The organism is Mesorhizobium sp. M1273, assembly GCF_040318195.1.
GTDB lineage: Bacteria > Pseudomonadota > Alphaproteobacteria > Rhizobiales > Rhizobiaceae > Mesorhizobium.
This window is the reverse complement of the sequence record NZ_JAMYLV010000002.1, coordinates 280,384-293,718: the sequence shown is the minus strand read 5'-3', so window position 1 is coordinate 293,718 and position 13,335 is coordinate 280,384. Positions and strand designations below refer to the sequence as shown.

The 13,335-nt window shown below is 62.6% G+C and carries 16 protein-coding genes; 4 read left to right on the top strand and 12 right to left on the bottom strand.

Features of this window, described 5'->3' with window-relative positions; genetic code table 11:
• Nucleotides 1-41: 41 nt before the first annotated feature.
• Nucleotides 42-2,120 (bottom strand): excinuclease ABC subunit UvrC, encoded by a 2,079-nt coding sequence (gene uvrC, locus NKH30_RS03920; protein WP_352472600.1) that lies wholly within the window; start codon nucleotides 2,118-2,120, stop codon nucleotides 42-44.
• The gene (locus tag NKH30_RS03915) at nucleotides 2,117-2,893 is read right to left on the bottom strand and encodes an SDR family oxidoreductase (protein WP_352994259.1); all 777 of its coding nucleotides are present in this window, start codon (nucleotides 2,891-2,893) and stop codon (nucleotides 2,117-2,119) included. Before NKH30_RS03915 ends, uvrC begins: the two co-directional genes overlap by 4 nt.
• A 419-nt stretch (nucleotides 2,894-3,312) precedes the next feature.
• On the opposite strand from NKH30_RS03915, the gene NKH30_RS03910 reads away from it, so the two are divergent.
• Entirely contained in the window at nucleotides 3,313-3,963 is a 651-nt protein-coding gene (locus NKH30_RS03910) for an outer membrane protein (protein ID WP_292662341.1), read from the top strand.
• Between the two features lie 77 nt (nucleotides 3,964-4,040).
• On the opposite strand, the gene NKH30_RS03905 is transcribed toward NKH30_RS03910, so the two are convergent.
• The 3 genes from NKH30_RS03905 to NKH30_RS03895 all read right to left on the bottom strand — a co-directional run bounded on the left by NKH30_RS03905 (nucleotide 4,041) and on the right by NKH30_RS03895 (nucleotide 6,568).
• The gene (locus NKH30_RS03905) at nucleotides 4,041-4,637 is read right to left on the bottom strand and encodes a glutathione S-transferase family protein (protein WP_352472598.1); all 597 of its coding nucleotides are present in this window, start codon (nucleotides 4,635-4,637) and stop codon (nucleotides 4,041-4,043) included.
• 486 nt (nucleotides 4,638-5,123) lie between these two features.
• The gene (locus NKH30_RS03900) at nucleotides 5,124-5,543 is read right to left on the bottom strand and encodes a hypothetical protein (protein ID WP_352493235.1); all 420 of its coding nucleotides are present in this window, start codon (nucleotides 5,541-5,543) and stop codon (nucleotides 5,124-5,126) included.
• A gap of 494 nt (nucleotides 5,544-6,037) precedes the next feature.
• On the bottom strand, nucleotides 6,038-6,568 hold the full coding sequence (locus tag NKH30_RS03895; RefSeq protein WP_352994256.1) for a DinB family protein: 531 nt from the start codon (nucleotides 6,566-6,568) through the stop codon (nucleotides 6,038-6,040).
• A 62-nt stretch (nucleotides 6,569-6,630) separates the two neighbouring features.
• Between NKH30_RS03895 and NKH30_RS03890 the strand changes: the two genes are divergently transcribed.
• A complete protein-coding gene (locus NKH30_RS03890) occupies nucleotides 6,631-7,266 on the top strand; it encodes a TetR/AcrR family transcriptional regulator (RefSeq protein WP_502911453.1) in 636 nt (211 codons plus the stop codon).
• A 38-nt stretch (nucleotides 7,267-7,304) separates the two neighbouring features.
• Here NKH30_RS03890 and NKH30_RS03885 read toward each other — a convergent pair whose 3' ends face one another.
• Entirely contained in the window at nucleotides 7,305-8,057 is a 753-nt protein-coding gene (locus NKH30_RS03885) for a sulfite exporter TauE/SafE family protein (protein ID WP_352994253.1), read from the bottom strand.
• 117 nt (nucleotides 8,058-8,174) lie between these two features.
• On the opposite strand from NKH30_RS03885, the gene NKH30_RS03880 reads away from it, so the two are divergent.
• Nucleotides 8,175-8,534 carry a VOC family protein gene (locus tag NKH30_RS03880; protein ID WP_352472594.1) on the top strand — a complete coding sequence of 120 codons (360 nt, stop codon included), beginning with the start codon at nucleotides 8,175-8,177 and terminating at the stop codon, nucleotides 8,532-8,534.
• Nucleotides 8,535-8,570: 36 nt separating this feature from the next.
• Here NKH30_RS03880 and NKH30_RS03875 read toward each other — a convergent pair whose 3' ends face one another.
• The 4 genes from NKH30_RS03875 to NKH30_RS03860 form a co-directional block, all read right to left on the bottom strand.
• The gene (locus NKH30_RS03875; RefSeq protein ID WP_023677684.1) at nucleotides 8,571-9,023 is read right to left on the bottom strand and encodes a hypothetical protein; all 453 of its coding nucleotides are present in this window, start codon (nucleotides 9,021-9,023) and stop codon (nucleotides 8,571-8,573) included.
• Between the two features lie 125 nt (nucleotides 9,024-9,148).
• Nucleotides 9,149-9,997 (bottom strand): 23S rRNA (adenine(2030)-N(6))-methyltransferase RlmJ, encoded by an 849-nt coding sequence (locus tag NKH30_RS03870; protein ID WP_352501859.1) that lies wholly within the window; start codon nucleotides 9,995-9,997, stop codon nucleotides 9,149-9,151.
• Nucleotides 9,994-10,605 carry a hypothetical protein gene (locus tag NKH30_RS03865; protein ID WP_352472592.1) on the bottom strand — a complete coding sequence of 204 codons (612 nt, stop codon included), beginning with the start codon at nucleotides 10,603-10,605 and terminating at the stop codon, nucleotides 9,994-9,996. Before NKH30_RS03865 ends, NKH30_RS03870 begins: the two co-directional genes overlap by 4 nt.
• A gap of 4 nt (nucleotides 10,606-10,609) precedes the next feature.
• Nucleotides 10,610-11,281 (bottom strand): TetR/AcrR family transcriptional regulator, encoded by a 672-nt coding sequence (locus NKH30_RS03860; RefSeq protein WP_352994250.1) that lies wholly within the window; start codon nucleotides 11,279-11,281, stop codon nucleotides 10,610-10,612.
• A gap of 85 nt (nucleotides 11,282-11,366) precedes the next feature.
• Between NKH30_RS03860 and NKH30_RS03855 the strand changes: the two genes are divergently transcribed.
• Entirely contained in the window at nucleotides 11,367-11,834 is a 468-nt protein-coding gene (locus NKH30_RS03855; protein ID WP_352685017.1) for a carboxymuconolactone decarboxylase family protein, read from the top strand.
• A gap of 27 nt (nucleotides 11,835-11,861) precedes the next feature.
• On the opposite strand, the gene NKH30_RS03850 is transcribed toward NKH30_RS03855, so the two are convergent.
• Both NKH30_RS03850 and NKH30_RS03845 read right to left on the bottom strand, forming a co-directional pair.
• On the bottom strand, nucleotides 11,862-12,761 hold the full coding sequence (locus NKH30_RS03850) for an aminoglycoside phosphotransferase family protein (protein ID WP_352994247.1): 900 nt from the start codon (nucleotides 12,759-12,761) through the stop codon (nucleotides 11,862-11,864).
• Between the two features lie 119 nt (nucleotides 12,762-12,880).
• A complete protein-coding gene (locus NKH30_RS03845; protein ID WP_023719810.1) occupies nucleotides 12,881-13,330 on the bottom strand; it encodes a DNA polymerase III subunit chi in 450 nt (149 codons plus the stop codon).
• Nucleotides 13,331-13,335 lie beyond the last annotated feature (5 nt).

The following is a 13,335-nucleotide window of genomic DNA, read 5'->3' as shown; positions in this document are numbered from 1 at the left end:
GGCCAGAATCGATTAGCCAGCCGAAATATCGGCAATAGGTCTTAGCTCTCGTGAAAATGATTGTAGACCAATTTCGCCACCTGCTCCGAAATGCCGTCGACCTTGACCAGGTCCTCGACGGCGGCACGGCTGACCGCCTTGGCCGTACCGAAATGCATCAGCAGCGCGCGCTTGCGGCCGGGGCCGATGCCGCTGATCTCGTCGAGCGGGCTCTTGACCATCTCCTTCTTGCGGCGGGCGCGGTGCGAACCGATGGCGAAGCGATGGACCTCGTCGCGCAGCCGCTGGACGAAATAGAGCACCGGATCGCGAACGGGCAGCGAGAATGGGGCCTTGCCCTTGACGAAGAAGCGTTCGCGGCCGGCATCGCGGTCCTGACCTTTGGCGATGCCGATGGCCACGACGCGGTCCTCGATGCCGAGATCGGCGAGAATCTTGCGCACCGCCGTCATCTGGCCCTGGCCGCCGTCGATGAGGATGACGTCGGGCCAGGCGGGGAAGGCGCCCGCGTCCTCGATATCGTCGCCCGGTTCGGTAGGGCTCGCCTCGTCCGCGCCCTCGGTTTGCGGGGCGTCACCATGTTCCTTCAACAGCCGCGAGAAGCGCCGCTGCATCACCTCGCGCATCATGCCGAAATCGTCGCCCGGCGTGATCTCGGTCGAGCGGATGTTGAACTTTCGATACTGGTTCTTCACAAAACCTTCCGGCCCGGCGACGACCATGGCGCCGACGGCGTTGGTGCCCATGATGTGCGAGTTGTCATAGACCTCGATGCGCACCGGCGGCTTTTCCAGGCCGAAGGTCTCGGCAAAGCCAGTGAGCAGCCGCGCCTGGGTCGAGGTTTCGGCGAGCCGCCGGCCGAGCGCCTCGCGCGCGTTCTGCAGCGCGTTGTCGGTCAGGTCCTTCTTCTCGCCGCGCTGCGGCACGGAGATCGACACCTTGCGGCCGGTGCGGGTGGAGAGGGCCTCCGCCAGCAATTCCTGATCCTCGACGCCATGCGACAACAGGATGGTGCGCGGCGTCGGCTTGTCGTCGTAGAACTGCGCCAGGAACGATCCCAGCACCTCGCCGGCTTCGAGCGCCGGATCGGCCTTGGGAAAATAGGCGCGGTTGCCCCAGTTCTGGCCGGTGCGGAAGAAGAACACCTGGATGCAGACCTGGCCGCCCTCCTGATGGATGGCGAAGACATCGGCCTCGTCGACGGTCTGCGGATTGATGCCTTGATGGCTCTGCACATGCGACAGCGCCGCCAGCCGATCGCGGTAGATGGCGGCGCGTTCGAAATCGAGGTTCTCCGAAGCCTGCTGCATGGCGGCGGAGATCTCCGTCTTCACCTTCTGGCTGCGGCCGGAGAGAAAATCCTTCGCCTCGGCGACAAGCCTTGCATAGTCGCCGTGCGAGATTTCGCCGGTGCACGGGCCGGCGCAGCGCTTGATCTGGAACAAAAGGCAAGGCCGGGTGCGGTTCTCGTAGAAGGAGTCGGTGCAGCTCCTGAGCAGGAAGGCGCGCTGCAGCGAGTTGATGGTACGGCCAACTGCGCCGGCCGAGGCGAAGGGGCCGAAATAGTCGCCCTTGCGCGAGCGCGCGCCGCGGTGCTTGTAAATACCGGGCGAGACATGGTCGCCGGTCAACAGGATATAGGGGAACGACTTGTCGTCGCGCATCAGCACGTTGAAGCGTGGCCGCAAGCGCTTGATGAGGTTGGCTTCAAGCAGCAGCGCTTCGATCTCGGTGCGGGTGACGACGAACTCCATCGTCGATGTCTCGCGCACCATGCGGCCGATACGGCTGGTGTGGAACCGGCCTTGCGCGTAGCTGGTGACCCGCTTCTTCAGGCTGCGTGCCTTGCCGACATAGAGCACGTCGCCGGCGGCATTCATCATGCGGTAGACGCCGGGCGCATTGGGCAGCCGCTTTACCAGCGTCTGGATCACCTCGGCGCCGACCATACCGTCGGCGTCGCCGGCATGCGGGGTCCAGTCGATGGCGGTGAAGGTAACGTCCGGACCGCTGGCTGCAGGCTCGACGACCTCCTCGGCCGCCTCGTCCTCGAGGTCGATTTCGGGCGGCAGGTCGTCGGCGCCACCGCGCGTTTTTTGTTTCTGGTCCATGGGGCTCATTCCGTCATGCCTGTCACATCGGGCGTCTGCCATGCAAGATGCTGGCCGCCGTCAAGCGCGATCATCTGGCCGGTGACCGAGCGTGCCGCCCAGAGATAACGGATAGTGGCACCGAATTCCGGCAATTCCGGGCCGCGTTTCAGGATCAGCCCGGCAATCTGAGCATCGAAATCGCTGTCGTGCTGGCGCGTGTTCTTCAAGGTCGGGCCAGGACCAATGGCGTTGACACGGATGCGGGGACCCAGCGCCTGCGCCATCATCTCGGTCGCCGCCCACAACGTCGACTTCGACAGCGCATAGGAGAAATAACGCGGCGTCGGCCGCCAGACGCGCTGATCGATCATGTTGACGATCAGCCCCTCACTGTTCTGCGGCAAGGCCCGGGCGAAAGTCTGTGCCAACAGCGCCGGCGCCTTGACGTGCATGGCGAAATGGCGATCCCAGGCCGGCCAGTCGAAATCCTCAACGCTGTCGTGCTCGAACAGCGAGGCGTTGTTGACCAGCAGCGACACCGGCCCGAGCGCCGCCGCCGCGCGACCGACCAGGTTGCTGACGGCGTCCATCTCGGTCAGGTCGGCAGCAATCACTGCGGCCCGGCCATGTCGACCAAAATGACCACTGTTGATCTCGGCCGCCAGTGCCTCCGCCTCGGGCAGCGAGCGATTGCAGTGAATGGCGACGGCAAAACCATGCGCGGCAAGATCTTCGACGATCGCCCTGCCGATCCGTTTCGCACCGCCCGTCACCAGTGCCGTCGCGGCGACCTTGCTCATCTGTCAATCCTTAATCCGATGCCGATTCCGGCCTGCCGGGATCGCGCCGGCAAATTATGGCCCGCCAAGCGTTAAATCCCATTTCCACCTGGGGCAGGATTGTGGCAAAGTGCCCGGTGGGCGTTTTGGCTCGACCGGAATTCGGGCCAGCCCGCCCGCAATATAGGGCTCTGGAGCCCTTACACCAAGCCGTGTGCAGTGCAGCACGGCGAACCTGCTGACATTCGCTGTTGCGAAGATGCAACGTCAAGGTTCTGCCTCATTCGTGCCAGGGAATGACCCAAGTTCAGGTTCGCTTCAGCCGCATTTCGACACGACATTTGGAACCGTTGAACGCCGGATCCGTTTCATCCCCCGGACGGGTTGAGGGCGCTCATAAACAACAAGCCTGTGTCCTGTGGCTTAAGGAGTAAAGAACAATGCAAGCCAATCTTAAATTTGCGCGACCGCTCGCGGTGGCGTTTGGGCTGTTCGCCCTCGGCGGAACCGCCTATGCCGCGGACGTGGTTCAGGAAGAGCCGCCGGCACCTGCCCCGATCGCAGAACTTCCGGTCGCATCCTGGGCCGGTCCCTATGCCGGTGTGAGCGTCGGCTACGGCTTCGCTGGCCACGCCAAAGCCAAAGACATTGGCGTCGACGTCGACACCAAGGGTTTTGTCGGCGGCGTCTTCGGCGGCTATAACTGGCAGCAGGAGAACTTCGTCTACGGTGCCGAAGCCGATATCGGCTACAACGGCGTCAAGGGCGACGATGCCGGCATCGAGGCCAAGGGTGGCTTCGAGGGCTCGCTGCGTGCCCGCCTCGGCTACGCTGTCACCCCGGACATCCTGCTCTACGGCACCGCCGGTGGCGCGCTGAAGAACCAGAAGATTGAAGCTGCCGGCGTAAGCGATACCAACACGCAGTTTGGCTGGACAGCCGGCGTCGGTACCGACATCAAGATCACCGACAATGTGTTCGGCCGTGTCGAGTATCGTTACACGGACTTCGGCAGGAAGGACTTCGACGGTATCGGCAAGGTCAAGTCGACCGACAATCGCGTCACTTTCGGCGTCGGTATGAAGTTCTAAGTCGTCCAAGCCACGACACGAAAAAGCCGGGCCTCGCGCCCGGCTTTTTTTGTGGCACCGGTTGAGGCCGCCCGCCCTCAAGCCGGGATGGCGGGCTTCAGCTCCGGGAATTTCTCGTCGAAGCGTGCCGCCCAGCGCGTCAGCCGGCCGCGGCCCTTTTCCCATTTTCCAGCGAAGCGCAGCGAGAGATAGCCGAGGCAGGCGCGCAATGCGATCTGGCCGAGGGTGATTTTCTTCGGCAGCTTCGGCGGGTTTGCGTTGAGCAGATCGAGCGCGTCCGAAATCTTCGTCCACTGGCGCTCGAGCCAAGGCTGGTAGACCATCTCTTCCGGCCGTGTGCGCCGCTCGTAGACCATCGACAGCGCGCAGTCGCAGATGCCGTCGGCCAATGCCTCCAGCACCTCCGCCTCGAGGCGCTTGTCGGGATTGCGCGGAAACAATGCGTTCTTCGACATCCGGTTGAGATGCTGGGTGATGGCGCGACTGTCATGGACCGAGCGGCCGTCGTCGAGCACCAGCACCGGGATCTTGCCGAGCGGATTGGCGCCGATCAGCGCGGCCGGTCTTTCCTCGGTCTTTATCGGCACGAGATCGACCGCGATGCCGGCATGAAGTGCTGCCATGCGCACCTTGGAACTGTAGGGAGAAGTAGACGCGTAGAGCAGTCTGGGCATTGTCGATTCCTGTTTGCCGGCTACAGCTCCATATGCCCCATTGGACGCGCAAAGGAAGCGGTAGCATTGTGACTTCGTGCATGACCCTCATCGAAAATCGATTCCGACAGGGGCTCGTGCATGGGCACCGTTGACCGATCATGCAGGGTTCATCAACGGCCAGAGGCGGAAAACCGCGCCGCCAGCGTACAACCATTGTCTCGCGTTCGGATGCGATGAATCGGAGGTGCGTCGGCAGACGCGAGCGCGTCGGACAATCCAGATCCGAGCAACTACCAACTAGGCCTTGCACCGAAGGTTTGGTTTTGGCAGCCACGAAAATCCCACCGGACTTCGCCGCACGGCGAAGTCCTGGGAGCTGCGAAAAGATGTCTTCCTCCCGCCTCTTTCTCGTCCTGCCCGACCGTCAGCCAGCAAGCGAGGCGCCTATTAGGCATCCCGCCATGGCTGTCTTGAGTACTGTCCCCGGCGATCGGAGAACGGCGACTACTTCTTGGCCTTCGCCTTTGCGGGCGCTGCCTTCGGCTTGGCCGCGGGCGCTGCTTTCTTCACTGCTGCGGAAGATTTCGCAGCGGCGGCCTTTGCCGGTGCTGCCTTCTTCGCAGCGGGCTTCGCCACGGCCTTTGCAGCCGGCTTCTTGGCCGGTGCAGCCTTGGCCTTGGCCGGTGCTGCTTTTGCCTTGGCAGGTGCTGCTTTCTTCACGGCCGGTTTTGCCGCGGCCTTGGCGGCCGGCTTTTTGGCCGGCGCTGCTTTTGCCTTAGGCGCAGCGGCCTTCGCTTTGGCCGCGGGTGCTGCTTTCTTCACAGCAGTTGCGGCCTTTGCCGCGGCTGCTTTTGCCGGTGCTTTCTTTGCCGGTGACTTTGCCGGTGCCTTGGATGCCGGCGCTTTGGATGACTGCTTAGCCATATCATGCCCCTTCCGTTGTGCCGACGGCCGTTATTGACCCGGCGCGCATTGCATATCTGACTCGCGGCTTGCTAGCCAGCGAAGCATTAGAATGATTTTTGCAGCTTAAGTTTCGGTTACGGCGAGCGCGCGACCATTTTACCCGCGCAAAAACCGGCTGCGAATCTTTGTGTCCCGCAGCGAAGTTCTGCGACAGAAATTCTGGTCGTTCTATCTCGACCGGTCTTCTCGTCAAGCTCAGGACCTTTTCGACCAGCTTTGCGCTTCAACGTCCGACGCTCAGCGCGAACATTGTCAAGAGCGAAGGCGGTCGCCCGCCTCGTCTTGTTCGAAACGATAAACTACAGGTAAGTAGGAAGCAACGCGACGAGCACGCCGCTGCACTATCTTGCACGACGCGATGAAAGTAAGCAGACAGCTCGCATTTCTGAAGGACAGGATATCGTTCGATAGATCCGGTCGAGGCGACCGCGTGATCGAAAGCGCTTGGCCGTTCAGGCGCCGAGCGGCTCACGGCTTATCTGCAGCCGGCGCGAAGGCTCGGCCCTGTGGAGATGGACGGCGAAGGTATCCCATGGCGGCATGACCGAAATCTGCGCCAGGATGCGCCCCGCTTCACCGCGATGATAGCCGCCGTGCAGTACGACGTGGGTCAGCATTTCCTGTCGCGACATCAATGCCTTATCCCCGTCGGTGAACACGAATGCGACGGGCTCGGACAGCTGCCGCGACGAGACGGTTTCGAGATAATCGAGATACCAGCGATCGGTCGCTGCGACTGCGGCGCGAAGTTCGTCGAACGCCGGCGTGTCCTCGGTGGTGTCGGCGGAGTAGCCATGGCTTGCGTCAACCAGGTGCGCCGAGAATATCCGCGACACCACATGGCTGTGATCGACGAGCCGTATCACGGCCTGCCGTTCCTTGCCGTGAACATGCGGGTCGAGATTCGCGAGCTTTTCCAGCAGTTCCTCATTGGCCCAGACCTGATAGGCAAACAGGCTGCGAAGCAGAGCGAGCGCATTCATGGTCGGTGTCCTTTTCCGGAAATGCGAGTATGTTGTTTATATTTTCAGGAGAATGGGCGAACGTGTCTACTCGCATTGCAAAACCGCATCCGCGCATGCGCAAACAGCCGCGCCAGGCGCGTTCCAGGGCAACCGTCGAGGCGATCATAGAGGCGGCGGCTCATGTTCTGAGCGGGCTGGGGTGGGCCGGCTTCACCACCAACAAGATTGCCGAGACAGCAGGTGTAAGCATCGGCACGCTCTACCAGTATTTTCCCGACAAGCTTTCCCTGCTCGCTGCCGTCCGGCGCCGTCACTTCGATCATGTGCTGTCGGTCATTCGCGATTCGGCGGAAGACCAAAAGCCGCTCAGGAAATTCGCGCAGGAGCTGGTGCGCGGCATGATCGCCGCGCACAGCATTCACCCGACACTACATCAGGTGCTGCTCGACGAGGCGCCGGGCGATCGCGGCTCCAGGGCCGCCCATGCTTCGTTCCAGGCACAATACCTCAATCACTATGCGACTGCTGTCGCCACTTATCGCAAACCAAGGAAAGGCGCCGACACGGAGGCAGTTGCGCGCGTGCTGTCGTCAGCGATCGAAGGTGTGATCCATAACGCGGCACGCCGGAACATGCTCGCCGTGCCGGAGCTGCAAAAGCAACTCGTCGAACTGATCTGCGCCTACCTATCGGGAGCAGGCCGCATCGGTCGATAACGCATGGCACGGCGGAAGTCGCGATTTCTGTGTGTCGTTCAAACCCGGCTTATGAGGCGCGGCAAGGACGATACCAACAATGCCCCACCTGATGCGGCCAAGAGTGTGAGGACGATCGTTCGAAAAGTCGCCTCGCTAACGCCGATGTAGAGTCTCGCGCCAAGGAGTGTCGGTATCAACATCGCCGGCGCGACGAGGGCAAACATCGGCAGCATTTCGAGCTTGATCTTTCCGGCCGCAAGATAGGCAGCCATCGTCATGGAGAGGGTCACAAGGTTGAAATTCTGGATGACAATACGCTGCCTGTCCTTTTCCCATTGGCGCAGCACGCACCACAGCGTTGGAACCGGGCCGGTGAAGCCGCCAAGTCCACCCATGATGCCGCCGACCAGACCTATTGCACCGTCTGCAACAGGACCCCCGACCGTGATGGGAGGGAGGCGAGGCGCAAAGAGCATCAAGGGACACCAAACGACCAGCAGCGCTCCGAAGACCAACTTGAACAACTGCACATCCAGCAAAGGCAGGATGGCGACACCGACCGGAATCCCGATGATCCCCCCGATCAGGAATGGCAGCAGAAGCTTGAGGTCGAAGCCCCGGCGGACGGTGACGGCGGCGATGATCTGGCCGGTGAGCGCCCCAAAGACCGCCATGGCGGCAGCAAGCTGGGGCTCCACGGTCCAAACCCAAATGGACATGGCAACCAGGCTGAAAGCGAACCCGGAAAGCCCCTGGACGAAGCCTGCAACGACCGCGCCGAGAGTAACAGTATAAACAAGCGAATCCATGTGGTGCTGTTTCCCCCGCAAAATGATCGATGTGGTCGGTTGGCGTTGACATGCATGGAAGTCTCCGATTTTCGCAACCTCGTCCGACCTTGGACCCTCAACACCAGAGAGGTATGAATGTCCTCCTTGCCGAGCTTGGCATTTGTCACATGGTTTTCGGCTGATCCCAGATCAGCCGCGGCTTTCTACGCGAATTTTGGAATTGTCTTCAGGCAAGAGCAGCATGGCTCCGGTCCGATACATTTCGCGTTCCAAGGTGAAGGGCTTGCGATCGAACTCTACCCGGCAGAAGCAACGACGCCGGAAGGAGCGGGAACGATGATCGGCTTCGAAGTCGCCAACGCAGATGAAGCTGCTTCTGCCGCCAAGGCCAACGGCTTTGGAATCATTGCGGACGTCAAGGCGACGGCTATGGGCCGACGTGTGATCGTCCGTGATCCTGATGGCCGTCAGGTGTTCCTTTTCTCGACCACCTAAGTGACGCAACAATCCGTCGGGATCGGAAAGCGCTGGTCAGCGCAGGACGCGGCAGCGGCCGTTGTAGACCATCCAGCGGTCGAAGCCCGAGACGCAGAATTCGACATTGTCGCCGATCGAGGCAAAGCCCTGGCCTTCTTCGATCAGGTACCAGATGGTGCGAGCGCCGCCGTCGGAGAGGCTGACGGTGGCGCCGCAATAACGGCGGCCGATCGGCCAGGTGTCGTCGGCCGGCAGATAGCGATGCTGGTGGATGCGCTGGAAGTCGACGATCTGCACATCCGGCAGATGCGGCACGTGATGCACCTGATAGGAGAAGCGGTCGGTGATCTTGTTCAGCACCCAGGCCTCGCCGCAGACGCCGCTATCCTCGTCGGTATAGATTGCAAGGTCGGCCGCCTGGACTGCCTGGGTGACGCCAAGAGGCGCAGCCAGCGGCGTGCAAAAGGCGAGCAGTGCGGCAAGGGCGGATTGGGCGAAGCGAGTCATGGCAGCCTCTCAAGGTCGACTACGCGCACTGTGCGGATTCGCTGACGCGCGGTCAAGCGGTTGTAGCGACCGTGGTTGTGGTGACGATGGTTGCGCTGACGGAACGGCAGGGCCGCGCCCTCAAACTACTCTCCCGCCAGCCAATCCAGCGTCCAATGCGACGGCTGCTCAAGTGCAAGCAGCCGGTGCAGCGCCGGCAGCAGCGTCCGTAACTCGCCTTCCAGCGTGAAGGGCGGATTGACCACCACCATGCCGCAGCCGTCGAGGCTCGGCTCGACGGCGTCCGGCCTGATCTCAAAACCGATGTCGAGCAGCTTCGAAATGCCCGTCTGCTTCAGCGCCTTGCGGAAGGCGGCGACCGCCCTGCGGTCCTTGAGCGGATACCACAGCGCGTAAATCCCTCCTGGCCAGCGCCGATGGGCTCTTTGCAGCCCGTCGACCAAGCGACCGAACTCGCCCTCTTCCTCGAAAGGCGGATCGATGAGCACGAGGCCGCGCTTTTCCTTTGGCGGCAGATGCGCGCCGAGGGCCAGCCAGCCGTCGAGCTCGATCACCCGGGTCTGGAAGTCGCCGTCGAACAGCGCCTTCAGCCTGGCGGCATCCTTAGGGTGCAGTTCGACCGCCGACAGCCGGTCCTGCTTGCGCATCAGGTGCCGGGCGATCAGCGGCGAACCCGGGTATTTTTTCATGCCGCCGTCCGGATTGAGCGAGCGGACGGCTTCAAGATACGGCGCCAGCAGTGCTGCCGCCGGCGCATCGAGGGCCGCATCGACGAGCCGGCCGATGCCGCCTTGCCATTCGCCGGTCTTTTGCGCTTCGGTCGAGGACAGATCGTAACGGCCGATCCCGGCATGGGTGTCGATGACCCGAAACGCCTTGTCCTTCTGTTTCAGATATTCAATCAGCCGGCTGAGCACGACATGCTTGACGACGTCGGCGAAGTTCCCGGCATGGTAGGCATGACGATAGTTCAATTGGAGCCCCTGCCCCAGCGCGGCGGTGGCGGCTGCGAGTTCGGATTTTCCGGCCGACGGCCGCCGAAACGGAATGCCAGCACCAGCCCGACCAGGCCCGCCGCCATCAGGGAAAAACCAACCGGGCGCGCCCGGCGGTCGACCTCGCCGGCCCCCGAGCGCAGGACGAGATCGACGGCCCGCATCGGAATGCCTTCGGCGTCGCCCGGACCGACGGTGAAGATGTAGGAACCAGGGGTAACGGTCGGGATCAGGCCAGCCTCGTCGCGAAAGATCCTGTCCGGCAGTTGCGGGCTGACCTGGCGCGGATTGTCGGAGTGATTGAACTGCAGCGTCGAGGCGAGCACCGTCCTGCCGCCGGTGGCGGCAGTGAGGGTCAACACAGTGCGCTGCTGCGAGACGATGCGCTCGGCTCTTGCCGTAAGGTCGACCAGCAGGCGTAGCGGCCCGTCGCGTGCGCTCAGGGGCACGGTCACCGGCTTGAACCGGCCCTGGTCGTAAACCCGCCAGGTGCCGATCTCACGGCCGGAGAAATTGGTCATCGCCCAGGGATAGACGACGCCGATGCCGGTACCGATGAGCAGTATCAGGGCGAACAGGGAGCGCATGAGGTCAAGTCCCGGTATTCGGCGCGATGGTGCCGTCGCGGGCGCGCTCCATTTCGTCCAGGAGCATGTCAAGGCCGAGATCAAACGTCCGGTCGAATTCGGCGGTGCCGAAATAACGCCCGGCCGCAGCTACTTTTGGAAAATCCTGCGCCAGTTGCTCGTCGCTGACGATGGTCACGGCCGAAGGCCCCTTTGCATAGCCGGCAGTCTCGTCGAGGATGGCACCCATCAGATAATAGCCGGTGGTGCGGAACAGCCGCGCACCCAGTTGCGGTCCGAAGCCGCCGGCCTCGAACAGGCCAAGGATGCCGTTCAGCCAAGTGAGACAGGTCGGCGAATTCATCCGGTAGGTTACAAGGAACGTGGCAAAGGCCGGGTGCTCACGCGCGACGCGGCGGAAATCCTGCACGGCAATGCGTAACCTTTGTCGCCAAGGGAGGTCCGCGTCGGGCATTTCGAGGGAGCCGATCAGCCGATCCACCAAGGCTTCGAAGAGATACGCCACCGAAGGAAAGTGGTGATAGATGCTCATGGCTTCGCAGCCGAGTTCTGCCGCCAGCTTGCGCATCGAAAACCCGGCGAGGCCCTCGCTCTCGATCACCTTCAAAGCGGCATTCTCGATCATCTCGCGAGACAGCCGGCCGCGCGGTCGCTTTTTTTTGATCGATGTGTCCATGGTGCCGCTTGACAACTTACGATGTAAAGTTCATTTTCGACGTTACCTTACACCGTAAGGCCAACAAACGCCAGAGGAGAATGTCATGTCTGCCTATCGTACTCTTTCATCAACGCATTCTTCCATTCGCCGCGCCTGCCTGCTCGCCGCCACCTGTGTGTTGACCCTGGCTGCAGCTCCTTCTTATGCCGATGAGTATGACGCGACCGTCAAGGACATCCAGTCGACCATGGGCGGCGTACCGAGTTTCGTAATGCAGTTCCCGAAAGTCGGTCTGCCCGGTGCATGGGCCGAGGTCAAGGCCATCCAGCTCAGCGACAAGACGGCGCTGCCGCCGAAGGTCAAGTCGCTGATCTCGCTGGCGGTGGCGGCGCAAATCCCGTGCAACTACTGTATCTGGTCGGACACGCAGGACGCCAAGCGCGCCGGCGCCACCGACGAGGAGATCCAGGAGGCGGTCGCCGTTTCAGCGCTGACCCGCCATTGGAGCACCATCTTCAACGGCATGCAGGTCGATTTCGATACGTTCAGGAAGGAGATGGGCGGGCAGTGATGCTTTCGTTATTAGAGCGGGACGCGTTCAGACTGAATTAGCCTTCCCGCTTCGACTGTTTGTGTGATCCGCCAGCACCTCATCGATGACCCGCCACGATTTTTCCGCCTCGCGCTGGTTGCCGTCATGTCCCGAAGCGACGATCAGCGCCTTCCACAACGCCCAGCCCCGTGCGCGCGCCCAGCTGTGCTCGTCAAGGGCAATGGCGTCGCGGAACGCCTGACGGCTCTCGCCGTAAAATTCCGTCCACGCGATCACCAGGTCACAGGCAGGATCGCCGATAGCCGAACTACCGAAATCGACGACCGCGTAGAGCTTGCCATCTTCGACGAGCAGATTGCCCGAGGCGACGTCGCCATGGACCCAGACCGGCGGCCGTTGCCATCGCGAGGCAAGGGCCGTCGCCCACACGGCCTCGGCGGCGGCCTTGTCGATGCGGCCGCCGAGCGCCGAGAGCGCGGCTCGGGTCTCGGCGTCGTAGACCGAAAGCCGGCCACCGCGGTGGAAATTATGCTGCCCTGCCGGTGGCCCATCGGCAGCGTCGATCCGGTAGAGCGCAACCAGAAAGCCGGCCAGCGAACGGGCGAACTCGGTAAGATCGGCAATCAGTCCACCAGCCGCCGGTCTGCCGCCAAGCCAGCGATAGACGGACCAAGGCCATGGATAGCCTTCCCCGGGCGCGCCTTTGGCCAGCGGCACGGGTATCGGCAGAGGCAGGTGAGGCGCCATGCGGGGCAGCCAGCGATGCTCCTTCTCGACCTGGGCGACATAGGCGGCAGCGCTCGGCAGCCGCACCGACATGCTGTCGCCCAGCCGGAACGTGCGGTTGTCCCAGCCGCCAGGCTCGACCGTCTCTACCGGCAGGTCCGCCCATTTGGGGAACTGCGCGGCAATCAGCCGGCGAACAAGTGCGGCATCTATCGGCATGCCTGGCGTTCGTTCATCGGGCGGCATCGGGCTTGCTCCGGTCTTCTGAATAGCTGGCGGTCCATCTTTTTGTCGTCGCACTCTTGCGGCGCCGGTGATTCCACTTGGCTGCAAATTCTCTAAGCCTTGCGCTCCCAGCGCCGGTCGGGCGTTTGCTGCCAGTAGGTCACGGTGTGGCCGGCCTCCTTCATTGTCTTCCAGTGCGTGCGTGCCGCCTCTAGCTGGGCTGCATCGTGGCCGTCGAACAGGAACACGGCGCGCTGGTAGCCGCCAAGCTCCGGCGGCACCGCCCCATCGACCAGGAAGCGTATCTGCGCCTGGTTCGGATTGTCAGGGCCGACGGTCAGAAGCACCGGCTGCTCGGCGGGATGGGCTTCGCGATCCGTTGCGTGGGCCAGGAACGAATCGTCCCGGAAAGTCCACAGATGCTGGTCCAGCGCGTCGCGCCGTTCCTCGGTGCCGGTCTGCACCACGGCACGCCAGCCGCGATCGATACTGCGCTCCAGGAGGCCGGGCAACGCATCCTCCAGCGTCGATTCGGTCAGGTGATAAAACAGAATCTCGGCCATGCGTT